Origin of the sequence: Sporolactobacillus spathodeae (genome assembly GCF_016908935.1) — a bacterium.
Classification (GTDB): domain Bacteria; phylum Bacillota; class Bacilli; order Bacillales; family Sporolactobacillaceae; genus Sporolactobacillus; species Sporolactobacillus spathodeae.
Window position 1 is genome coordinate 112,546 of sequence record NZ_JAFBEV010000006.1, and the last position, 23,436, is coordinate 135,981.

Genomic DNA, 23,436 nt, shown 5'->3' on the forward strand with positions numbered 1-23,436 from the left:
CTTGAACAAATTCTTGTATACTTTATAAGCCCTTATTATCGAGCATTTCGAGAATATCACTTTCTGATAAGCCTGTGTCCCTAATTACAACATTTGCAAAAGATTTAGCTCCCGATCGGCAATTGTAAACAGAATAACCAGATTAATAGTTCTGCAAATTCTGATGATGATAGAGACAATGTTGTCTGGAAAACTGTAAAACAAATAAGAACTAAGAAAGGCCAGTCGTGGGCACAGCTTAGAGAAGATTGTAATGCTATATTAACCGGAAGTTATGTCCTTTTTTACTTAACAAAATTGGAGGTCTGCCATCTCTAAGCCGATGATACAACTCAGCATAAATCCTGGCAAAAACCCAATCTGGATGACTTTCAATATAGGAAGTATAATACTCTATCTGCGTTTCGTAGCTGGTTTCCTGTTCATCGCTGTCTGTAGAAACTCGTCAGTAAGCCGCTACTCTTATTTTCTGCACTTTGTCGTTAGTCTTTTGTGTACCGTAGTTTCCTTAACTCACAAGGCAAAAAGCAGTTCTCTAGCCTCAATCCAGCAACGCTTTTTCCCCGGGGCTACTATTGAAAGATAAAAAAATAAGGCTTCTAGCAAACGGTTATTATTACCGAAAGTCTGAAAACCTTTGATTTCAAGCCATTTGGGGCCTATTTATTTATCTTTGCGTGACATCAAGACAACCGTCTCCACATGCGTCGTCTGCGGAAACATGTCCACTGGCTGAATTTTCTTCACCTGATACAGGCCATCAGCTGTGAGTGTTTTCAAATCGCGGGCCAGGGTGGCGGGGTTGCAGGAAACGTAGACGATTCGCTGCGGCTGCATCGCGCGCATCGTGTCAAGCAATGCAGCGTCGCAGCCTTTGCGCGGTGGGTCGACGACGATCACATCGGGCGCGATGCCTTGGGCGCGCCAAGCGGGAATCACTTCTTCAGCTTTTCCCGCTTCGAAGCTAGCGTTGGTGATGCCGTTCCGCTCGGCGTTTTGCCGGGCGTCGGCAATCGCTTCGGGAACGATTTCGACACCGTAGACGTGTTTCGCGGCCTTGGCGAGGAACAGCGAAATCGTACCGATGCCGCAATAGGCGTCAATCACCGTTTCCTTGCCGGTCAGAGCAGCGAACTCAAGCGCTTTTTTGTAAAGTACTTCGGTCTGAGACGGATTGACCTGGTAAAAGGAATGTGCAGAGATCGCGAAGGTGATGCCGCCGATTTTGTCATAGATCGCGTCGCGGCCCCAGATCGTCCGGCTTTCTTTGCCGAGAATCGCATTGGTTCGCCTGTTGTTGACGTTGTGGACAATCGATTTGATCTGCGGGTAGCGGCTTGTGAGTCCGTCGATGAACGCCTTTCGGAATGGCAAGTCATCCGTTTTCGTGACGAATACGACCATCACTTCGCCGGTTTGTTTTCCGATCCGTGCCATGATGTGGCGCAGCGACCCGCGGTGACGCTGTTCATCATAGGGCTGGATGCCTTTTTCCTCAGCAATCTGACGTGCCGTCTGAACGATTGCGTCAATCAGCGGATCGGTAATTGGGCAGTGTTCCATCGGCACAATCGCGTGACTGCGCTTGCGATAGAAGCCGAACGCGAACGCACCGTTCTGCAGTGCGACCGGCACTTGGATCTTATTACGGTAATCCCACGGATCGGTCATACCGAGTGTCGGCGCCGTGTCAGTCGCATCGAGGCCGCCGATCCGCGTCAACGCATGGCGAACGATGTCGCGTTTGAACGCAAGCTGAGCGTCCGGGGCGAGGTGCTGGATCGTGCAACCGCCGCATGTATCGAAAATCGGGCATGGCGGTGCGACTCGGTCGGGACTCGTTTCTGTCCGTTCAAGAATTTTTGCGTAGCCATAGTCTTTATTCGTTTTGACCACTTGGATGCGGGCGTGTTCACCGGGCAAACCATCGGGCACAAACAAGGTGTACCCATCGACCTTGGCGACGGCGGCACCCTCCTGCGTCAAATCGGTGAAGACGACGTCGTATGTTTCATTTTTCATAACGGGCAATGCTTCAGGCATAGATAAGGCTCCTTAACGATCCTCGCGGATTAATTCCTTTGTGACTTTGAGAAATGCGTCCATTTCCGCATCGGTGCCGATGCTGACGCGCAGATGATCGGAAATCCGCGGCTGATTGAAATAGCGAACGAGAATGCCGCGGGCTTTAAGGTTGCGGAATAATTGTTCCGCGTCATGTTCAGGATGTGAAATAAAAATAAAGTTTGATTCAGACGGTAGGACATCGAAACCCGCTTCTCGCAATTCGGCGCTGACACGTTCGCGAGTCGCAATCACGCGGCGAGCCATCTCCTCGGAGTAGGCAAAGTCTTCAACTGCTGCCTGAGCGCCGGCCAAAGCGACACGGTCTAGCGTATACGAATTGAGCGAGTTCTTCAGCCGGTTGAGGCCGTCAATCAGTTCTGGTTGACCAATTGCGAAGCCGACACGAATCCCGGCCAGGGCAGCGAATTTGGATAGTGTCTGGACAACGAGCAGATTCGGATAGTCTTTCACGAGCGAGACAGCTGAGGTCCCGCCGAAATTGATGTATGCTTCATCAATCACAACGACACGGTCTGGATCAGCTTCAATAATTTTGCGAAGTACATCGATCGGCAAACCGCGGCCAGTTGGCGCGTTCGGATTCGGCAATACGACGCCACCGCTTGTTTCGCAGAACGCGTCGACCGGTATTTGGAATGCATCATCGAGCGGAATGCTCCGCGGATCGAGGCTGCAGAGATTGGCGTAAACTTTATAGAAACTGTATGTAATGTCGGCAAATGCCACTTGCCGTTTTGGCGAAAAAAAGGTCATGAATGCGAATGCCAGCACTTCATCCGATCCGTTGCCGACAAAAACAGTGTCAACCGGCACGTCATAATAAGTGGCGATCGCCTGCCGTAAATCGCTCGCATTCGGATCGGGATAAAGCCGCAGCCGCGCGTCGAGGCAGTCGCGCATCGCCTCTAGCGCTTTCGGCGACGGCGGGTACGGATTTTCATTGGTATTTAATTTGATATAGTTCTGGTCCTTCGGCTGCTCACCTGGGACATAGGGTTCGAGTTTCTGCACGCGTTCATTCCAATACTTGCTCATAAGCCGCCTCCGCTGATTTTTTATAACAAAAAAGTGTTCCGGTATCGAGTCCGGATACACTTTATACTTCGCTCTTTACTGCTGTCTCTAGGCGCAGCTGCTGCGCTTCCGCAACTTCTTTCGGCACCATTAAATGCAGATGTTGATAGAGATTAACAATCTCACTTGGCAAATCACCGCCGTACTCGCCATCAATATTCAGCTGCATCCGCTCATGCGTATGGATTCGGATTCGGCTCGCCTGTGCGTAAATGACTTTCGGATCTTTCATATGCTCCCCGCGCGTCGCAAGCGATGCCAGGCGGATGAATTCGGCAAGATTCGCCTCTTTCAAAATGATCAGATCGAATTTGCCATCGTTCAGCGAGGCTTCCGGTGCCAGCTTCTCAAAGCCGCCAACCGAATTCGTGTTCGAGACAAGAATCATCATGATATTGCCGGAGAACGTCCGGTCATCGTAATCAATGGTGACCTTGGTCGGCCGAATCGATGGCAACATTTCAATGCCCTTCATATAGTAGGCCATCTGTCCAAGCATTGTCTTTAGCTTGCTCGGCACGTCGTAGGTCAGCTCCGTCAGTTTGCCGGCGCCAGCGATATTGATGAAAAAGCGGTCATTGACTTTGCCGATATCAATCGGCATATCGTAACCGCCGCAGAGCACATCGCATGCCTTGACAATGTCGCGGGGAATATTGACGGCGCGCGCGAAATCGTTCGTTGTTCCAAGCGGCAACACACCGAGGCGCGGTCGGTATTCCTGCTCCGCTAGTCCATTGATGACTTCATTGATTGTGCCGTCGCCACCGGCCGCAATCACCATGTCAAATTTCCGCTTCACAGCTTTGCGGGCACCTTTTGTCGCGTCTCCTTTACCCTTGGTCGCATAGGCGGACGCCTCGTATCCGGCTTCTTCCAGACGATCCAGGATATAGGCGATATTTCGCTTCGCCATTTCCCGTCCTGAGGTTGGATTATAGATTAGTCTTGCTTTTTTCATGATCATTTTATCACCCAATCAATTGCAAGATCCTTATATCTTCTCTCTATGTATGGAAACGCTTATTATATGCGTCTATCTTTAGATTAGCAGGCATTCTCCCTGATCTCATTATATTGTAAAAATTTTTTAAAAGCAAAAACACCAGTTCAGGCAATTTATCTGATTCGGTGCGACTTTTACGGATTTAGGTGTGACTTTTGCTCGATTTGGTGCGACTCCTGAAATTCGGTGCAACTTTCCTTGATTTAGGAGCAACTTTTCCAGGATTCGGTGCAACTTTTGCTTGATTTGGTGTGACTCCTGAAATTCGGTGCGACCTTCCTTGGTTTTGGTGCTACTTTTTCGAATTTCGGTGCGACTTTCCTTGGTCTTGGTGCTACTTTTACGAATTTCGGTGCGACTTTTGCTCGATTCGGTGCAGCTCCTGAAATTCGTTATGACTTTTCTCTGTTAAAATAGCTCTTTAAAAAATGTTCGTTCCGCAACCGCGGAACGTTCCGATTGAAGATTTTAACATGGTTTTCACTGTTCGAAAATCAAGCCTTGGCTTGGAACCTGGTCGAGATTGGGTCTAAATTTTTAGACGTTCGGTCTAACTTTTCTCCGGTTCGGTCTAACTTTTCTTCGGTTCGGTCTAACTTCTGATTTTCGGCCTAACTTTTCGGGGGTTCGGTCTTACTTTTTCCCTGTTCGGTCTAACTTTTCTCCGGTTCGGTCTAACTTCTGATTTTCGGCCTAACTTTTCGGGGGCTCGGTCTTACTTTCGCTTGATTCGGTCTAACTTTTCTCCAGTTCGGTCTAACTCCTGATTTTCGGTCTAACTTTTCCCCGCTTCGGTCTAACTTTTCTTCGGTTCGGTCTAACTTCTGATTTTCGGCCTAACTTTTCGGGGGTTCGGTCTAACTTTTTCCCTGTTCGGTCTAACTTTTCTTCGGTTCGGCCTAACTTCTGATTTTCGGTCTAACTTTTTCCCGGTTCGGTCTAACTTTTCTTCGGTTCGGTCTAACTTCTGATTTTCGGTCTAACTTTTCGGGGATTCGGCCTAACATTCCCCCGCTTCGGTCTAACTTCTGATTTTCGGCCTAACTTTTCGGGGGTTCGGTCTAACTTTTCTCCGGTTCGGCTCAGCTTTTGTTCGCATCTTATACATTCTTACCGTATTTAAAAAAGCCGGGGCTGCATGCCCTGGCTTTCCTTTGAATCTGCACTTTATAGTTTATCAATTTCTTCAAGAATGATCTGGTTAACCATCGTTGGATTGGCTTTGCCGTGCGAGGCTTTCATCACTTGGCCGACGAGGAAGCCGAGGGCGCGGTCTTTACCATTTTTATAGTCAATCATCGACTGCTTATTGGCTTCGAGAATCGGCAGCATCAGATCGCGCAGCGCGCCTTCGTCAGAAATCTGGACAAGCCCTTTGGCTTTAACGATTTCTTCTGGGTCGCCGCCTTTTTCGATCAAATCTTTGAAGACCTTCTTAGCGATTTTGCTGGAAATCGTGCCTTTTTCAATCAATTGCACGAGTTTCGCTAGCGCTTCTGGCTTCATTGGCACTTCGTCAATTGTCAGATACTTGCTGTTCAGATAGGCGGAGACTTCACCCATCAGCCAGTTGGCGACAAGTTTCGGATCAGCGTCGCCGGCGGTCGCCGTCTCGAAGTAGTCGGACATTGTCTTCTGTTGTGTCAGCACCATCGCATCATAATCTGTGAGACCCATCTCTTCGACATAGCGTTTTTGGCGGGAATCTGGCAGTTCCGGAATTTCCGCCTGCAGCCGGTCGATCCATGCATCGTCGATTTTCAGCTTGATGATATCTGGTTCCGGGAAGTAACGGTAGTCGTCCGAGCCTTCCTTGCCACGCATCAGCGTTGTCGTCTTGGTCGCGTCATTGTAGCGGCGTGTTTCCTGTTCAACCTGACCACCGGAGAGCAGCACTTTTTCCTGACGGCGTTCTTCGTAGGCGATCCCTTTTTCGACAAAAGTGAATGAGTTCAGGTTCTTGAGCTCGGTCTTTGTGCCGAAGGTCGTCTGACCGAAGGGACGAATCGAAATATTGGCGTCGCAGCGCAGCGAGCCTTCTTCCATCTTCACGTCGGAAACATCGATATACTGCATGATCGCTTTCAGCTTTTCCAGATAGGCATAGGCTTCTTTCGGTGAGCGCATATCTGCTTCCGAAACAATTTCAATCAGCGGGGTACCGACACGGTTGAAATCGACGAGCGAACCGGAGCCATCTTCCAAGTGATTCAGTTTGCCGGCGTCTTCTTCAAGATGCAAACGGTGCACACCAATTTTCTTTTTCACACCATCGACTTCGATTTCGATAGAGCCGTTGCGGCCGATTGGTTTGTCGAACTGAGAGATTTGATAGGCTTTCGGATTATCCGGATAAAAATAATTTTTTCTGTCGAATTTTGTTTCCCGGGTAATATCGCAATTCAATGCCAGTGCGGCTTTAATTGCAAAATCAACCGCTTCTTCGTTGAGAATTGGCAGAACGCCGGGATGTCCGAGACAGATCGGGCAAGTATGGGTATTCGGCGCCGCGCCGAATTCATTGGCGCAACCGCAGAAGGCTTTCGTTTTCGTTTTTAATTCCACATGGACTTCCAGACCGATAATCGTTTCAAAGTTGCTCATTAGTCATTCGCCCCTTTAATTGCCGGCGCGAGCTTGAAGCTAGCCGTCTGTTCATAGGCGTAGGCCGCGCGGTAGAGAGTTTCTTCGCCGAACGGACGTCCGATCATCTGCAGACCAACCGGCATGCCGTCCGCGAGACCACATGGCACGCTGATTGCCGGAACACCGGCGAGGTTGACTGGAATCGTCAGAAGATCGTTGGCATACATCGTCAGCGGATCGTCGATCAGTTCGCCGACCTTGAATGCCGGCGTCGGTGTGGTCGGGCCAACGATGATGTCGTGGTTCTCGAGCACTTTTTCAAAATCCTGTTTAATCAGCGTGCGGGCCTGTTGCGCTTTCTTGTAATAGGCGTCATAGTAGCCGGAGCTGAGCGCGAAGGTACCGAGCATAATCCGACGTTTGACTTCATCACCGAAGCCTTCGCTTCTCGATTTCTTATACATTTCAATCAAGTCGTTCGTGTCGGCGCGCACGCCATAACGGACGCCGTCAAAGCGGGCCAGGTTGGCCGACGCTTCAGATGAGGCAATGATATAGTAAGCCGGCACCGCGTATTGGGAATGCGGCAGTGACACTTCTTCACATTCAGCGCCGAGTGCCTCCAATTGGCGAATTGCAGCTTTGATCTGATCCTTAACCGCCGCATCGATGCCTTCGCCGAGGTATTCTTTCGGGATGGCGACGCGCAGTCCTTTGATCTCGCCGGTCAGCGCTTTGGCATAATTCGGCACTGCTACATTGGCGCTCGTCGAGTCGTGGGCGTCCAGTCCGGAGATTGCTTCGAGCAGGTAGGCGTTGTCTTCAACGGTACGTGTAATCGGGCCAACTTGGTCGAGTGATGAGGCAAACGCAACGACACCGAACCGCGAGACACGGCCGTAAGTCGGCTTCATGCCGACCACGCCGCAGAATGCGGATGGCTGGCGAATCGAGCCGCCCGTGTCTGTCCCCAATGCAAATAGTACTTCGCCGGCAGCAACAGCCGCAGCCGAACCACCACTCGATCCGCCTGGAACTCGGTCGGTGTCCCACGGATTACGCGTCTTGGCATAAGCTGAATTTTCCGTTGAGGAACCCATCGCAAATTCATCCATATTTAGTTTACCAATAGTGATCGCTTGTTCAGCGCGAACTTTTTCGACAACCGTCGCGTCGTAAATCGGATCATAGTTTTCTAGAATTCGGCTCGCACAAGTGGTTTTTAGGCCCTTGGTCACGAGGTTGTCTTTAAGCCCAATCGGCATGCCTGCAAGCAACGCGTCGCTCGTCAGCGCCTGCTCGTCCAATTTGCGTGCCTCGGCTTTCGCCTGGTCTTCATTGAGTGTCAGAAAAGCTTTTACCTTGTCGTCGACTTCATTTATGCGCGTGAACGCTTCATCAACGAGATCGGATGCCTTGATTTCCTTGTTATGTATCTTCTGCTTCAGACGCACAAGGCCTTCTTCAAAAAGCGGCATCTCTTCATCCTCCTTAAAATTGCATCAGTCTGCTTCCATAATCAGCGGTACTTTGACTTGCCCTTCTTCCTGAAGCGGCGCGTTTTTCAGCGCTTCTTCGCGTGGAAGAGACGGCACAACTTGATCTTTGCGCATCACATTGTGCATGTCGAGCACATGGGTCGTCGGTTCGACGCCTTCTGTGTTCAGCTCGTTCAATTGTTCAGCGAAACCGATGATGTCATCAAGCTGCGTCGTAAACGTTTTGATTTCTTCATCGCTAAAAGACAATCGGGCCAAATTGGCAACATACTTGACTTCTTCTTCAGAGATTCGGCTCACAATCGTCACCTCCATTCCTAAGTTAAGCGAAAAAATTTGATCGTTCATCAAATTCCAATACTGATCCAATAATAGCAAATTCACTAAGTGTGATGCAATGAAATGGCGACAAATTCCGTGCCTCAGAGCTAGTTTGTTCGGAAAATTTGTCGAGCCAAGTCTCGTTTTGAAAAAAATATGCTCCGGCTGCTTGCTTTTCCCGTAAGACGCCAGAGCGCCTGCGCTGCATTTTAGCTACAGAATCAGATACATTTCTATCGAAGTAGATAAACTTGGCTTAGCCAAGTCCTTGTGCAAAATTGCGCTTCGGCTGCTCGCTTGCCGCAGGCGATCCGTGAGCCTCCTCAGACAAACTAGAATCTGTGGGGTCTCACTTGGCTCGCTGTTCCCGCAAGACGCCAGAGCGCCTCCGCTACATTTTAGCCACAGAATCAGATACATTCTAAAACTTTCCGTAGCCAAATCCTTTGGGCGACGGCTATGACTTAGTTTTTCTGATACTAATTTTGAAAACAAAATAGCGTAGAATCGTTATCCACTTGTGTATAACTTTTTTATATTAGTGATGAAGTTATGCACTGTGGATGATTTTGTCGCCGTTTTGTTGCTAAATGCAGTGTTTTCTGTTGATTCTGTGTACAACCCTGTGAATAGCAAGCGCGTCTGTTGATAAAGCACGGCTTCTTCTCAAAAGTACTTAGAAAAAGAAAGAACCGCAGCTAAGAAACTGCGGAACTATTTGACTCTATTGTAGCCTTTCCTGCAGCGTTTCAAACGTAAGCGTTCAGACGGCGCTTAATGTTCGTAAATCGACACGTACGCATTGTCACTGCTCGATGTCCGCTCTATCAACGCTTCCTGTGTGCTGTCAGAAGTGATATAGATATGCACCGGAATGTCGCGGGCGAATCCGAAACGATTATTGACAATCGACGCAACATAGTTGGCAAAACTGGTGACTTCCGTCTCATCTGTGAACTGGATATTGACATCAAGCTGCAAATCACTCAGATTCCCGTTGTGATAGTAACCTTTCCCGACAACACCAACAAAATTTGGGAAGTACTTCTGCACGTCATCTTTGAAGAGGTTGAATTTATCCAAATCAGCTTTGTAATTTGATGAAGCGGTACTCGACGGGAAAAGCACATGATGATCGCTAATGTTTTTCCAGCTGCTGATTGTTGACGAACTGGCCGAAACCTCTGTCTGAGCATAGAAATCGCCTGGGACAAGCGAGGATGGCGCTGAGGTCATATAGAGCGTCAGCAGAATCGGTACCTGGCTGAGTCCGTTCACTTGACGAATCCGCGACAGAATTTTCGGCGCAACCGCTTTGCCCCATGCCTTAACCTGAGATTGATTCAACGTGACTTCAACCGGGTTGATGTTCTTGTTTTTATCCATAATTCGGTCGCTGTACACGGAGTTCAGTGAGACAGCAATCGATACGCCGCCGAGCACATACTTACCGCCTTGCTTTTTCAAGTAATCTTGCTCCAAGACGTAATTCAAATACTTCGGATGTTTCTGCGCCTGCGTGACGACGTTGCCCTTGCCGAGCGGCGGGTTCAAACCCGGAACGCCTTTAAACCGTCCCGTCTCATTTTGTTCCTGGCCTTTGCGGTAAAGGATATGATCAATATCGTTAGTCGACAAATACTGTCCGCTCTGGAACACATAGCTAGAAGGACTGTATACGGATTTCGACAGATTCACCAAGCCGCCTTCCAGCTGATCGATATCGACTCGATTGTCGACCCCGTAATTAATATAACCACGCATTTGATCGTTTGCTTGTGGCTTGATTGATTGATAGCCTTTATTGCTTGTGGCCGGAATCAGACTTGTCGTTTCTGTCTTCCCGTTCTTTTTATTGACAACTTTACTTGTCTGACTGCCACCGAATGAGCAGCCAGCAAGGAGCACCGACAGGCTTAAGAAACCGGCGAGCAGTGCACTGCTTCTTCTCTGTTTCAACAGGACGCCTCCTCAATCCTTGATTGTTTCTAGAAAATGCGTTTCATCCCAAACTTCCACTTGGAGTTCTTGCGCTTTTTTTAATTTTGATCCGGCATCTTCCCCAGCGATCACAAGGTCCGTCTGAGCACTAACACTGCCGGTGACTTTGCCGCCGCGTTTTTCGATTTCATTTTTTGCCTCTGAACGCGAAAAATGTTCCAGTTTGCCGGTTAAAACAATCGTTTTGCCTGTAAAAGGCGAATCTATGTTATTCGTTGTTTGCGGATCGGGGCCAAGATAATCCATCGTCACGTTCGCGGCCTTGAGCTCATCAATCAGCGTGCCGACTTCCGGTTTAGAGAAATAGGTGATGATCGAATCCGCCATTTTCTCGCCGATTTCATCAACCGCGAGCAGCTGATCAGGCGTTGCCTCTGCCAGTCGGTCGATCGTCTTAAAGGCCTGAGCCAGCAGTTTCGCGGCCTTGGCGCCGATGAAGCGGATACCGAGACCGAATAATAGACGCTCAAGCGAATTGGACTTGGAGCGCTCGATTGCGTCAAGCAACTTGTTGACTGATTTTTCGCCCATTCGGTCAAGCTCGATCAGCGCATCATGATTCAGTTTGTAGAGGTCGGCGACGTCTTTCACCAACTCGTGGCTGAACAGCTGCGTGATCACTTTCTCACCGAGTCCGTCGATGTTCATCGCGTCTCTTGAGACAAAGTGGATCAAGCCTTCGCGAATCAACGCCGAACATTTCGGATTGATGCAGCGCAGCGCCACTTCCTCGTCCAACCGAACCAGTTCGCTGCCGCATTCCGGGCAGTGCGTCGGCATTGCAAAAGGCGTTTCCTGTCCGGTCCGCTCGCCGACCAGCACGTTCACGACTTCCGGAATAATATCGCCGGCTTTGCGAACGACCACGCGATCGCCGATGCGCAAATCTTTCTCACGAATCAAATCTTCGTTATGCAGTGAGGCTCTTTTGACCGTCGTTCCGGCAACAACCACCGGTGTCAAGACAGCCGTCGGCGTAACTGCTCCAGTCCGTCCGACGCTGATCTCAATCGCTTCAAGCGTTGAGACCACTTCCTCTGCCGGAAATTTATAGGCAATCATCCATTTCGGCGATTTGACTGTATTGCCGAGCGCGGCCTGCTGCGCCATCGAATCGACTTTAACGACAATGCCATCAATGCCATAACTTAACTGATCCCGTTTTTCAGTATACTCTTTAATATAGTCAAAAACTTCATGCATCGACGTGCAGCGCCGTGATTCCGGATTGACCGGCAGTCCAAGTTTGCGAATATATTGCAAAAGTTCCCAGTGACTCGTAATCTTTTCTCGGTCAAAGCGGCCCGCGCTGTAGAGAAAAACAGAAAGCCGGCGATGGGCAGTGACCTTCGGATCGAGCTGACGCAGCGATCCTGCCGCCGCGTTTCGCGGATTGGCGAATAGCGGCTCACCCTTCTCCTGACGCGCCTTGTTCAAGGCGTCGAACGAACGCTTCGGCATATAGCATTCGCCGCGCACCTCAACGGTTTCGCCATTCGGCAACGTCAGTGGCAGCGTGCGCACCGTCCGCAAATTATTCGTAATATTTTCGCCAGTCGTGCCGTCACCACGCGTCGCCCCAAGTACAAATGCGCCAGCTTCATAAGTCAGCGAAATCGCCAGTCCATCGATTTTCAACTCGCAGACATACGCGACCTCTTCGCCAACCGCTTGTCGCACGCGCCGATCAAAGTCGAGAAGTTCCGCTTCATTGAAGACATCGCCAAGACTGAGCATCGGAATCTCGTGCGTCACTTTCTCGAAACCTTTTAGTGGCTCACCGCCGACCCGCTGTGTTGGCGAATCCGGCGTCACCAGCTCCGGATGCTCGGTCTCAATCGCAATCAGTTCATTCATTAACCGATCGTATTCGCTGTCTGGAACACTCGGATTGTCTTCGACATAATATTGATAGCTATATTGATTCAGCTTTGCGCGCAAGTCGCGAAGATGCTGTTCCCGTTCGTTCATTTCTTTTACTCCCTTAAATCGATCTGCTACCTCGGACCGTCAGACTTTCTCGATTGGGGCAAACGCGCCCAAGAGTCGCTTGAGACCGACCGGTTTTGGAAAAACAATATCGAGTTCGACGCTATCGCCGCTGCCTTTCGTGCTGACAACGGTGCCGACCCCCCATTTCTTATGGCGCACCTTATCGCCAGCCTGCCAGTCGCCGCCTGCACCGCTCTGTTTTTTCAGTGTCGGCACACTCTGGCGGTAAACCGGCTCAGCCGCGCGCCGTCCAAAGCTAAAGGACGATCGCTGCGTCTCAAAACGTCCGCCGCCAAAACCATTCGCCGTTCGCCCTGCTTCCTGCTCAATCAGCGTCTGAGGAATTTCTTTGATGAAGCGTGACGCGGAATGAGCGACAGTCTGTCCGAACAGCGTCCGTACCTCAGCTGAGGTCAAATAGAGACATTGACGTGCGCGGGTAATACCCACGTAAGCGAGTCGCCGTTCTTCTTCCATTTCATCCGGGTCATCCAGCGCGCGACTGTGCGGGAAAATCCCCTCTTCCATACCAATGAGAAAAACAACCGGGAACTCCAGACCTTTGGCGGAATGGAGCGTCATCAGCGTCACCGAATCCTGATTGGTCTTTTCATTTTCTTCCTCAACATCGGAATCCAACGCCAGTTCCGTAAGAAAAGTCACGAGTGACTTATCGTCATGCGATTTTTCAAACTCCTGCGTTACCGACAAGAATTCATCGAGGTTCTCTAAACGGCTTTGCGACTCAAGCGTTCGTTCCGCCTTGAGCGCGTCGCGGTAACCTGATTTGTCGAGCACCTCATCAACTAAATCGGTCACTGAAAGAAACTCCTGCATCTTCGACCAGTTCATGATCATCTCAGAGAATGCTTCCATTTTATTTGCGGTCCGCGGTGCAATGCTGATTTTGTCGATCGAACCAATCGCCTGATTGAGCGAGCAGTCGGCCTGAATCGCATAATCCGCGAGTTTATCCATCGACGAGGCGCCAATGCCGCGCTTCGGTTCATTAATCACGCGAGCGAGGCTGATATCGTCATCAGGATTGGCAATTAACTTCAAATAGGCCAGAATATCCTTGATTTCCTTGCGCTCATAGAATTTGATACTACCAATCATCCGATACGGAATATTCGATTTGACGAGTGTTTCTTCAATCACACGGGACTGAGCGTTGGTCCGGTAAAGCACAGCCAGATCGGAATAGCGGAAGCCATTGTGCGTCAACTCTTGCATTTTTCCGGCGACATAATAGCCTTCATCGTGTTCCGTGCCTGCCTGATAATAGGTGATCTGCTGCCCGTCCTCATTCTCCGTCCAAAGATTCTTCGGTTTCCTGTTCAGATTGTTATCAATCACGTGGTTAGCCGCTTCGAGAATCTTCTTCGTCGACCGATAGTTTTGTTCGAGCTTAATCACCGTCGCATCCGGATAGTCTTCCTCAAACGAGAGAATGTTATGAATATCCGCCCCGCGCCAGCCGTAAATTGACTGGTCTGAGTCGCCGACCACGCAAAGGTTTTTGAAGCGATCAGCAAGAAGATGAACGAGCAGATATTGCGACCGATTCGTATCCTGATATTCATCGACATGGATATATTGGAACTTTTTCTGATAGTAGGCGAGCGTTTCCGGAACCCTTTGAAAAAGCTGAACGGTTGTCATAATCAAATCATCGAAATCTAGGGATTGATTCTGCCGCAGTTTTTTTTCATAGTCGAAATAGACGTCGCGGACAATTTCATCAAAAACGTCATTCGCTTGTTTGGCGAAATCGGCCGCCGTCTTCAATTCATTTTTCGCCGCACTGATCTTGCCGAGAATGCTACGCGGTGTGAATTTCTTCGGATCGAGATTGCGTTCTTTTAATATATTTTTGATCACGGATTGCTGATCGGTCGTGTCGAGAATTGAAAAATTGCGGCTGATACCCAGCCGGTCGATGTCGCGGCGCAGAATCCGCACGCACATCGAGTGGAACGTCGATACCCAGACATCATTGACGAGCGGACCGGCGAGCTTGGTCAGACGCTCTTTCATTTCTTTTGCCGCTTTATTGGTAAACGTGATCGCTAGTAAATTCCAAGGTGCCACGTCGCGTTCAATCATTAGATAAGCCATGCGATGCGTCAAAACGCGCGTCTTGCCGCTTCCCGCGCCGGCCATAATTAGGAGCGGCCCTTGATGATGCTTGACCGCCTTCAGCTGCTCGGGGTTCAGCCCTTTGAGCAAATCTTGTGAAATACTGTCCATTCATTGCACATCCTATTTAATGTCATTCAGCGATTCAGCCGTTTTCCTTCAACCGTTCCAATGTCATCTGATAGCCCTCATTGCCAAAATTAATGCAGCGTTTGACTCGGGAAATCGTTGCCGTACTCGCGCCGGTTTGTTCTTCAATATGATGATAAGTGTTTCCAGCCATCAGCATCCGTGCCACTTCAAGCCTTTGCGACAGCGATTGAATTTCGCCCATCGTGCAGAGATCGTCAAAGAAACGATAGCATTCCTCGCGATCTTTCAAAGTCAGAACCGCGTCAAATAGCTGGTCCAGCGCCTTACCTCTTAATTTATCGATTTGCAAATTTGTCCATTCCCTTCAATGCCATCCTGATAATTTAATGATGCAACAAATAGTTTTCGATCAAGCTGTCTCTTTTTGATTCGCACCGATTAGCAAAAACTTGACGTAGCAAAACTCCTTGGGGCGATGGTCGATCCTTAGTTTTGCTACTAAATTCTGTTGAATTCTTTCTGTTTAAACCTGTTGTTATTTTTCATCATTTATAGCCATACGTGCGCTTGCCAATGATACCGCAAGCCTCCCCGAACAGCGCGGCCTGTCCGGCACACAAATTCCTGCAGGCGCCAGGGGGCATTACCTTTTTGTCAGAAAAACAACATTCTATTGAGCCAACGTATATAAAATGAGTATCATTGTCGCGCACTACTTCACGAAAGTATACCTCTACCATCTTACAACAAATCGAGACAGTGATAAAGCTGATCCTTATTCTGCAATTGATAAAAAAATAGGCTCTCACCGACTGAATTGCGGGGGAAGCCTATTTCATCTCATTGGACGCGTTGCCTTTTCGCCCAAAAAATAATATTAAATTTAAACATTGCTTATTTTTCAACAGTCTCTTCTTGATGATCATCCAGCGTCTTTTGAATATAGCCTTTAATCAGCTCCGCCGATGCATCAAAAGCCTGTTTTTCTTTGTCCGTCAAATGGAAATGGAGGATTTTCTCGACGCCGTTTCTACCGAGTACAATCGGCACACCGATTGATAGATCATTCTGACCATATTCGCCTTCCAAAACAACCGAAGCCGGTGTAATATTTCGCGCGTCATTCAATATATTCTTCGCAAAAGTAGCAAGCTGATTGCCGATGCCAAACTGCGTATTGCCTTTCCTTTTATGAATTTCCCAACCGAAATGCCGAGCGGCTTCTTCCACTTCATCCCGATTGAGCGCGGTCAATTCAGTCGATTCCGCCTCGAATTCATCGAGTGATTGTCCACCAATCCGAACCTGTGACCAAGCGGCAAATTGGGAGTCCCCATGTTCGCCCAACATGTAGGCGCTGATGCTACGCGGATCAATGCCGCCGATCAGGTTGGAAATCTGCCGACGCAGTCTCATGCTATCCAGCGCGGTGCCGGTACCGATGACCCGTTCCTTCGGCAATCCGGAAAGTTTATAGAATAAATAGGAGATGATGTCGCAAGGATTCGTTGCAATCACATAGATACCTTTGAAGCCGGCCTGACGAAGCCTCGGAACGATATCATAAGCAATAGCCGCTGTGCCTTTGAGCAATTCCAGCCGTGACGAAGAGATCATCTGCGAACGTTCGGTGACAGCAACGAGGATGACATCACATACGGCAAGACCTTCAAGCGGCACATCAAAAACGCGGGTGCGTGACGGCGTTACTTCGATGCTGTCCGCAAAGTCATAAGCTTCACCTTTGGCGCGTTCGCTGTCGATGTCCGAAAGGTAGAGCTCGTCAGCGATATTCTCATGGAGAATGGCTGAAGCCGCTGCTTTCCCAACATTTCCGATTCCGACAATACCGACTTTTCTGATTGTTTTGCTCATAGTAAAACCGCTCCTCTTTGTTTACGTTTTCTTTTTCTCGTGTGTGCCGCTAATTGTACACCTTTTCACATTTAGCCGCAATACACTGCAGATTCGGAATTGCTGAACAAATGCGCCATTCATTTTCATTTGGAAATATTAGGGTTTATAAGATAGCGAACATATGTTACTTTATAGTTTAAGTATTAAAAAGAGTGCGGTCACTTTTCGCGTTACCGAATTACTATGGGAGATGAAGTCGATTTGAAATTTTTCTTTCGTTGTCTGGATCTCTTCAATGCCGCTTGTTTGGTTGTTTTATTATTGCTGGCTCAATTACATCAGCTGCATCTTTCAAATAACCTTCAGCTTATCATTCTCAGTGCCGTTATTGCTTCTGTAATGTCCGCCTATATGCAGAAAAAAGGAGGACGAACATTCTCTGCTGCTGCCTATTTTTTCGCTACTTTTCCACTTCTTTATCTTTCCTTGTACACCAATTTAAATGCTCCAGCGCCTTTTCGTACGCTTATAGTTGTCGCTGTGATTGCCGCCACAGTTGCCGGAGCGTTAAAATTAAGCACTTATCTTATCAGCTTAGGTTTCTTCATTTATCTGCTGCTGCTTAATTATTTTCCGATTACGCATCTTGATAGAATACGCGGTCTGGCGGACTGGATTTTTAGTCTCGACTATCAACTACATCACGGTTTAATCAATTCGTGGCTTGCTGTCATTTACATGTTCGGCTTCTTTCCTGCAGCTTTTCTGACCGTTGGCGCCGTATTTGCGAGTAAAGATACTCGTCCAACCAGCTATCGATCGAACAGAACGAGTACGCACGCATCCGCTCATTCATCTAATAGGCACAATTGGGAAGAACCGGATTCCAATTACTATGCTTACACCGAACAGTCAAACAACTCATCCTATTTCTCAAGCAATAACAAAACGGATGGGGCAGCGTACAGCACGAGTCAGACCCAGCATGAGGAAATCAATCATTACGGCTATAAGTCATGGCAAGCCGATTACGATAATGATCGACAATATGCGGGTTACCCAACCTGGGCTCGAGATAAAGAGATTTATGAACGCGACTACGGCAACCCATGGTATGCACGCGATGATCTTGAAGAAGATCGGCAGCGTGAAGCGGAAGAAGAACGGCGCCGCGAAGAAGAGGAAGAACGTAGGCGCGAAGAAGAAGAGGAGGAAGAACGTAGGCGCGAAGAAGAAGAGGAGGAACGACGACGCGCAGAAGAGGAGGAAGAACGTAGGCGCGAAGAAGAAGAGGAGGAACGACGTCGCGCAGATGATGATAACTACTACAGTAGATGGTGAACATACTACCTTCATTTTCTCTGGAAAATCAAACGATTCATAAAGTCCATGCTAATGAAAGATCAGTGATAATCCGCTAAAAATTGATGCCGATACACTTACAGCCGGCAGCGTGAAGCTCTGTGACTGCAAAAGTCGTTCGGAATGCGTGGCGCATTCCGTTCCATTGAAAAATCATTGCCTAAGCAGACGAGCGATGATTCGCTTTTTGCCGCTCATCTTTATCAATCCGAGATATTAAAAATTAAAAGCCCCTCTGAACTTGGATTCGCTATCCAAGTGCAAAGGGGCTTGCTTGTTTCGCTTCAGTATGATTTATTTTTCCGCTGCTTCGAGTGCATGGTGGCCGATGTCTCGGCGGAAGAATACAGCGTCGGTCGCAATCTGTGCCATATCCTGATTCACCGCATCACGAGCGGTGCGCAGATTATCAGCAAGGCGGGTTACGAGCAGCACGCGGCCACCGTTCGTTACCCAGCCCGCGTCTGTTTTGCGCGTGCCGGCGTGGAAGAGCAACGCTTCATCAGGTAGCACTGCCAAGTCGCCGATCGTGCCGCCTTTCGCATAAGCGCCAGGGTAGCCGGCTGATGCCAGCACAACACCAACCGCTGTTTGATCCGTCCATTCGAGAGTCGGCTTGCGTCCGGCCAGCACGTCATCGATCACCTGAATAAGGTCAGATTTCAGCCGCGGCAGAACAACCTGAGTCTCCGGATCGCCAAAACGGCAATTGAATTCGATCACCTTCGGCCCGTTCTTTGTCAGCATCAGTCCAGCGTAGAGCACACCGGTGAACGGGCATCCGTCATGCACCATGCCGGACGCTGCGGGTTGAACGATCGTGCGCACTGCTTCGTCGACAACAGCCGGCGCAATCTGCGGCACCGGGGAGTAAGCACCCATACCGCCGGTGTTCGGTCCTTTATCGTCTTCGTAAGCCCGCTTGTGATCCTGAGCAATCGCAAGCGGCGTTACTTGTTCCCCATTGACCAGGGCCATCAGCGAGAACTCTTCACCTTCGAGGTATTCTTCGATGACGACGCGGGCACCTGCTTCCGCAAATTTCTTATCCTTCATCAAAGTCTTCAGGCCGACTTCAGCCTCATCCATTGTCAGTGCGACAATCACGCCTTTTCCAGCGGCGAGTCCGTCCGCCTTCAGAACAATCGGGGCCCCTACCTGGTGCAGATAACCGCGCGCGGCTTCATAATCGGTAAATGCCTGATATTCAGATGTCGGAATCGCATATTTTTCCATCAGCGCTTTGGCAAATGCTTTGCTGCCCTCAATCTGCGCTGCTGCCTTCGATGGACCGAACACCTTTAACCCTTTTTGCTTGAAATGGTCGACCACACCGCCAACAAGCGGCAATTCCGGTCCGACGAGCGTCAAGTCGATGCTTTTTTCAATCGCAAAGTGGCTGAGCGCCTCAAAATCGCTCACATCGATCGGCACGCATTCAGCTATGGATGCGATGCCATCGCTGCCCGGCGCGGCATACACTTGGGAAACGAGCGGGCTTTGTGCCGCTTTCCATGCCATTGCATGTTCGCGGCCACCACCGCCGATAATCAAGACCTTCATTCGTTCAACCTCTTTTCCGTTTCAAATCAGCCAGACTACGCAACAGATGGCTGTCACTGCTGTGCGTATTAATAGGCAATCTGTTCAACGCACCGAAACAAATTAAGAGAGAATCGATGTTTCGTGCGGTTTCGTTGGTGCGACTTTTTCTGATTTTGGTGCAACTCTCGCTCAGTTTGGTGCAACTCTCGAGATTCGGTGCAACTTTTGCTCGATTCGGTGCAACTTTTGCTCGATTCGGTGCAACTCTTGAGATTCGGTGCAACTTTTGCTCGATTCGGTGCAACTTTCGAATTTCGGTCTAACTTTTCGGCAATTCGGTCTAGCTCTCGAAGTAACTTTTCGGCAGCTCGGTCTAACTCTCGACGTTCGGCCTAACTTTTACCAGCTTCGGTCTAACTTTTCGGCAGTTCGGCCTAACTTTTCAGAAGTTCGGCCGAATTTTGCTGGTTCGGTCTAACTCCCGAGTTTTGGTTTTAACTTTTACCGATTTCAGTCTAAATTTTTCATTATTAGTTAATTTTTACCAACATTTTTCATCGTCAAAAATTTCACTGACGGTTTGCTTGTCCTGATTTTTCACAAGTATGCGTCGTTCTTTTCGGGCAAAATCAGTGCTTGAAATGGCGCATGCCGGTGAAGACCATGGCGATATTGTATTTATTGCACATGTCGATTGATTCCTGATCGCGAACTGAACCGCCTGGCTGGATAATCGCGGTGATGCCTGCTTTCGCTGCTTCTTCAACGGTGTCGCTCATCGGGAAAAATGCGTCCGAGGACAATACTGCGCCTTTTGTCTTGTCGCCGGCTTCTTCCAGAGCGATTTTCGCTGCGCCGACGCGGTTGGTTTGGCCGCCGCCCATGCCGACCATACGGCCGTTATTGACGAGCGCGATGGCGTTCGATTTGACGTGCTTGACGATCGTCCAGGCAAATTTCAGGCTTTCCATTTCAGCATCTGTCGGTTTGCGTTCGGTGACGATTTTCACATCTTCTTTAACATCCTCGTAGCCTTTTGTGTCCAGATCCTGAACAAGCATGCCGCCGCGTACTGATGTGTACTGAACAAAGTCCTGCTTGTCTTCGGTGAATTTGACCTGAAGCAGACGCAGGTTCTTCTTTTTATTTTCTAGAACCTGAATCGCTTCGTCGGTGTAAGACGGTGCAATGATGATTTCAAGGAAGATGCTGTGCAGCTTCTCAGCGAGTTCCGCATCAACTTCACGGTTCAGCGCGACAATTCCTCCGAAAATCGACACCGGATCCGTTTCATAGGCTTTGTCATAGGCTTCGTTGATGTTGGCGCCGAGACCAATGCCGCATGGATTCATATGTTTGACGGCAACCGCAGCTGGTTCCGTGAATTCTTTGACAATGCCGAGCGCAGCGTCTGCGTCGCGGATATTGTTATAGGAAAGCTCTTTGCCGTGCAGTTGTTTGGCAGCGGCGATCGTTGCTTCATTTTTCAGCGGTTCGCTGTAAAAAGCAGCCATCTGGTGCGGGTTTTCTCCGTAACGAAGCGATTGTTTCTTCTCATAAGTGAGTGTCAGTTTTTCCGGGAATTCTTCACCGACCTGCTTCGTGAAATAGTCGGCAATCAACGCGTCGTACGCAGCCGTGTGGCGGAATACTTTAGCTGCAAGCTTTTGCTTCAATTCGAACGGTACTTCGTTATCAGCGTCGAGACTTGCTGCGACTGTTTGATAGTCAGCCGGATCGCAAACGACCGTGACACTGCGATGATTTTTCGCTGCCGAACGAAGCATGCTCGGACCGCCGATATCGATATTTTCAACCGCTTCATCATAAGCGACGTCTGGTTTGGAAATCGTTTCTTTGAATGGGTACAGATTGACAATCACAAAGTCAATTGGCTGAATGCCAAGTTCACTGATCGCATCCATATGCTCCTTCTTGCCGCGGACCGCGAGCAAACCGCCGTGAACGGCTGGATGCAGCGTTTTAACTCGTCCGTCAAGAATTTCCGGAAAATTAGTGATTTCGCTGATCGACAGAACCGGAAGACCGGCTGCTTCAATCGCTTTTTTTGTTCCGCCGGTCGAGATGATCTCGATGCCTTTAGAAACAAGCTGCTGAACGAAATCAATCAATCCTGTCTTATCTGAAACACTTACGAGGGCACGTTTTGCCACAATCAATTACTTCCTTTCATTTTCGCTTAGGATAATTCTGCAAAAGCCGGAGTGGCTGTTTTTTTTTTTATTGATAAACTTCAGATGAACGGCTGAGAATTGCTGCCACAGTCTTAGGATAAAGCGCGTGCTCGGTTTCGTGGATTCTCGCCTCAAGCACCTCTAACGTATCGTCATCTTTGATCGGAACGGCGGCCTGAGCGATGATCGGACCGGTGTCCATGCCTTCATCGACATAATGAATCGTGATCCCAGTGATTTTGACGCCTTTGCGGAACGCTTGGCCAATGGCGTCCAAGCCGGTAAAAGACGGCAAGAGCGACGGGTGAATATTCACGATCCGGTGCGGATAAGCCTCTAGCATTGCTTTGCCGAGAATGCGCATATAACCAGCAAGGAAAATATAACCAACGTGATGCGCCTGGCATGCGTGAACGATTTCTTCCTCAAAAGCTTTCTTTGTTGGAAAATCGCGTCGCGCCAGCACAAGTGTTTCCACACCAGCCCGCTTTGCCCGCTCAATGACGGCAGCGCCCGGCTGATCGCAGACGAGCAGTTCAATTGAAGCGTCAATCTCGCCGCGCACGATCGCGTCATCAATCGCCTGAAAATTAGTCCCGTTTCCTGAAGCGAAAACTGCGAGTTTAGCCTTCATGTCCATTCACCAGCTTCAGCCCTTTTTCTTCCGTGATTGAACCGATGCGATAAGGCTTCTCCCCGGATTCAAGCAACAATTCCACTGTTTTTTCCGCATCTTCCGGAGCAACCGCAACGACGAAACCAATCCCCATATTAAATGTATGGAACATGTCGTCTTCTTCTAGGCCGCCGAGTTCCTGCAGCCAGTTGAATACATCCGGACGCGGCCAAGCCGCTTTGTCGATGACCGCACCAATTCCTTCAGGAAACATACGCGGCACGTTTTCATAGAAACCGCCGCCGGTAATATGGGCCATTCCTTTAACAGCAACTTGCTTCAGCAGGTTAAGGATCGGTTTGACATAGATGCGCGTCGGTGTCAGCAATTGTTCACCGATCGACTGATTTTTCTCGAATGGATAGGCATCGGCAAACGACAGATTATTATCGGCAATCAGACGACGGACGAGTGAGAAGCCATTGCTGTGAATCCCGTTTGAAGCAAGCCCGATCAGCTGATCCCCAGGCGCAAGTCCGGCGCCGCTAATCTGTTTGCTCTTTTCAACGACACCAACGGAAAAACCGGCAATATCATAATCTTCTTCTCCGTAAAGACCCGGCATCTCCGCTGTTTCCCCGCCGATCAGTGCGCAGCCGGCCTGGGCACAGCCGTCAGCGATGCCTTTGACAATCGCTTCGGCTTTTTCCGGCTTTAGCGCGCTGCAGGCAAGGTAATCGAGAAAATAGATCGGCTCGGCGCCTTGCGTGATAATATCGTTCACGCACATCGCCACAGCGTCAATACCAACCGTATCGTGCTGGCCGGTCGCAAAGGCGACCATTAGTTTCGTCCCAACGCCGTCGGTTCCCGAAACAAGCACGGGTTCTTTCACATGCATCGCGGACAGATCAATTGCGCCGCCGAAACCACCGAGCCCGCCCATCACTTCTGGACGAAACGTGCGCCTGACGTGCTTTTTGATCCGGTCAACGGTTTCGTAGCCGGCTTCAATATTCACGCCAGCCTTTTTATATGCGCCTTCCATATCGCGCCTCC

16 protein-coding genes are annotated in these 23,436 nt (G+C 49.4%); 1 reads left to right on the forward strand and 15 read right to left on the reverse strand.

Annotation, left to right across the window (positions count from 1 at the left end; all coding sequences use genetic code 11):
• Positions 1-663: 663 nt before the first annotated feature.
• The 11 genes from rlmD to JOC27_RS04980 all read right to left on the reverse strand — a co-directional run bounded on the left by rlmD (position 664) and on the right by JOC27_RS04980 (position 16,677).
• Positions 664-2,043 carry a 23S rRNA (uracil(1939)-C(5))-methyltransferase RlmD gene (rlmD, locus tag JOC27_RS04930; protein ID WP_205005903.1) on the reverse strand — a complete coding sequence of 460 codons (1,380 nt, stop codon included), beginning with the start codon at positions 2,041-2,043 and terminating at the stop codon, positions 664-666.
• 12 nt (positions 2,044-2,055) lie between these two features.
• Positions 2,056-3,123 carry a histidinol-phosphate transaminase gene (hisC, locus tag JOC27_RS04935; protein ID WP_205005904.1) on the reverse strand — a complete coding sequence of 356 codons (1,068 nt, stop codon included), beginning with the start codon at positions 3,121-3,123 and terminating at the stop codon, positions 2,056-2,058.
• Between the two features lie 61 nt (positions 3,124-3,184).
• Complete coding sequence (locus tag JOC27_RS04940; RefSeq protein WP_205005905.1) at positions 3,185-4,123, reverse strand: diacylglycerol kinase; 939 nt, start codon at positions 4,121-4,123, stop codon at positions 3,185-3,187.
• Positions 4,124-5,335: 1,212 nt separating this feature from the next.
• On the reverse strand, positions 5,336-6,772 hold the full coding sequence (gene gatB, locus JOC27_RS04945; protein WP_205005906.1) for an Asp-tRNA(Asn)/Glu-tRNA(Gln) amidotransferase subunit GatB: 1,437 nt from the start codon (positions 6,770-6,772) through the stop codon (positions 5,336-5,338).
• Entirely contained in the window at positions 6,772-8,232 is a 1,461-nt protein-coding gene (gene gatA / locus JOC27_RS04950; protein WP_205005907.1) for an Asp-tRNA(Asn)/Glu-tRNA(Gln) amidotransferase subunit GatA, read from the reverse strand. The genes gatB and gatA overlap by 1 nt, the downstream gene beginning before the upstream one ends.
• 24 nt (positions 8,233-8,256) lie before the next feature.
• Positions 8,257-8,553: an Asp-tRNA(Asn)/Glu-tRNA(Gln) amidotransferase subunit GatC gene (gene gatC, locus JOC27_RS04955; RefSeq protein ID WP_205005908.1), complete on the reverse strand. Its 297-nt coding sequence runs from the start codon at positions 8,551-8,553 to the stop codon at positions 8,257-8,259.
• A 795-nt stretch (positions 8,554-9,348) separates the two neighbouring features.
• Complete coding sequence (locus tag JOC27_RS04960; RefSeq protein WP_205005909.1) at positions 9,349-10,533, reverse strand: CamS family sex pheromone protein; 1,185 nt, start codon at positions 10,531-10,533, stop codon at positions 9,349-9,351.
• A 12-nt stretch (positions 10,534-10,545) separates the two neighbouring features.
• A complete protein-coding gene (gene ligA / locus JOC27_RS04965) occupies positions 10,546-12,546 on the reverse strand; it encodes an NAD-dependent DNA ligase LigA (RefSeq protein ID WP_205005910.1) in 2,001 nt (666 codons plus the stop codon).
• A 39-nt stretch (positions 12,547-12,585) separates the two neighbouring features.
• Entirely contained in the window at positions 12,586-14,820 is a 2,235-nt protein-coding gene (gene pcrA, locus JOC27_RS04970) for a DNA helicase PcrA (RefSeq protein ID WP_205005911.1), read from the reverse strand.
• 34 nt (positions 14,821-14,854) lie between these two features.
• The gene (locus JOC27_RS04975) at positions 14,855-15,151 is read right to left on the reverse strand and encodes a YerC/YecD family TrpR-related protein (RefSeq protein ID WP_205005912.1); all 297 of its coding nucleotides are present in this window, start codon (positions 15,149-15,151) and stop codon (positions 14,855-14,857) included.
• Positions 15,152-15,696: 545 nt separating this feature from the next.
• Positions 15,697-16,677 carry an L-lactate dehydrogenase gene (locus JOC27_RS04980; protein WP_205005913.1) on the reverse strand — a complete coding sequence of 327 codons (981 nt, stop codon included), beginning with the start codon at positions 16,675-16,677 and terminating at the stop codon, positions 15,697-15,699.
• Positions 16,678-16,920: 243 nt separating this feature from the next.
• Between JOC27_RS04980 and JOC27_RS04985 the strand changes: the two genes are divergently transcribed.
• The gene (locus JOC27_RS04985; RefSeq protein WP_205005914.1) at positions 16,921-18,000 is read left to right on the forward strand and encodes a hypothetical protein; all 1,080 of its coding nucleotides are present in this window, start codon (positions 16,921-16,923) and stop codon (positions 17,998-18,000) included.
• 315 nt (positions 18,001-18,315) lie between these two features.
• On the opposite strand, the gene purD is transcribed toward JOC27_RS04985, so the two are convergent.
• From purD to purM, 4 genes are all read right to left on the reverse strand, one after another.
• Entirely contained in the window at positions 18,316-19,584 is a 1,269-nt protein-coding gene (gene purD / locus JOC27_RS04990; protein WP_205005915.1) for a phosphoribosylamine--glycine ligase, read from the reverse strand.
• A 611-nt stretch (positions 19,585-20,195) separates the two neighbouring features.
• Positions 20,196-21,743, reverse strand: coding sequence for a bifunctional phosphoribosylaminoimidazolecarboxamide formyltransferase/IMP cyclohydrolase (gene purH, locus JOC27_RS04995; protein WP_205005928.1), 1,548 nt, complete (start codon positions 21,741-21,743; stop codon positions 20,196-20,198).
• A gap of 64 nt (positions 21,744-21,807) precedes the next feature.
• Positions 21,808-22,395 carry a phosphoribosylglycinamide formyltransferase gene (gene purN, locus JOC27_RS05000; protein WP_205005916.1) on the reverse strand — a complete coding sequence of 196 codons (588 nt, stop codon included), beginning with the start codon at positions 22,393-22,395 and terminating at the stop codon, positions 21,808-21,810.
• Positions 22,385-23,425 (reverse strand): phosphoribosylformylglycinamidine cyclo-ligase, encoded by a 1,041-nt coding sequence (gene purM, locus JOC27_RS05005; protein WP_205005917.1) that lies wholly within the window; start codon positions 23,423-23,425, stop codon positions 22,385-22,387. Before purM ends, purN begins: the two co-directional genes overlap by 11 nt.
• Positions 23,426-23,436 lie beyond the last annotated feature (11 nt).

What these genes read in the sequence shown, in the direction of transcription:
- pcrA (WP_205005911.1), bottom strand. Translation starts at nt 14,820, where the DNA reads ATGGACAGTATTTCACAAGATTTGCTCAAAGGGCTGAACCCCGAGCAG.
- ligA (WP_205005910.1), bottom strand. Translation starts at nt 12,546, where the DNA reads ATGAACGAACGGGAACAGCATCTTCGCGACTTGCGCGCAAAGCTGAAT.
- purN (WP_205005916.1), bottom strand. Translation starts at nt 22,395, where the DNA reads ATGAAGGCTAAACTCGCAGTTTTCGCTTCAGGAAACGGGACTAATTTT.
- rlmD (WP_205005903.1), bottom strand. Translation starts at nt 2,043, where the DNA reads ATGCCTGAAGCATTGCCCGTTATGAAAAATGAAACATACGACGTCGTC.
- purD (WP_205005915.1), bottom strand. Translation starts at nt 19,584, where the DNA reads ATGAAGGTCTTGATTATCGGCGGTGGTGGCCGCGAACATGCAATGGCA.
- purM (WP_205005917.1), bottom strand. Translation starts at nt 23,425, where the DNA reads ATGGAAGGCGCATATAAAAAGGCTGGCGTGAATATTGAAGCCGGCTAC.
- gatA (WP_205005907.1), bottom strand. Translation starts at nt 8,232, where the DNA reads ATGCCGCTTTTTGAAGAAGGCCTTGTGCGTCTGAAGCAGAAGATACAT.
- JOC27_RS04980 (WP_205005913.1), bottom strand. Translation starts at nt 16,677, where the DNA reads ATGAGCAAAACAATCAGAAAAGTCGGTATTGTCGGAATCGGAAATGTT.
- hisC (WP_205005904.1), bottom strand. Translation starts at nt 3,123, where the DNA reads ATGAGCAAGTATTGGAATGAACGCGTGCAGAAACTCGAACCCTATGTC.
- gatB (WP_205005906.1), bottom strand. Translation starts at nt 6,772, where the DNA reads ATGAGCAACTTTGAAACGATTATCGGTCTGGAAGTCCATGTGGAATTA.
- JOC27_RS04940 (WP_205005905.1), bottom strand. Translation starts at nt 4,123, where the DNA reads ATGAAAAAAGCAAGACTAATCTATAATCCAACCTCAGGACGGGAAATG.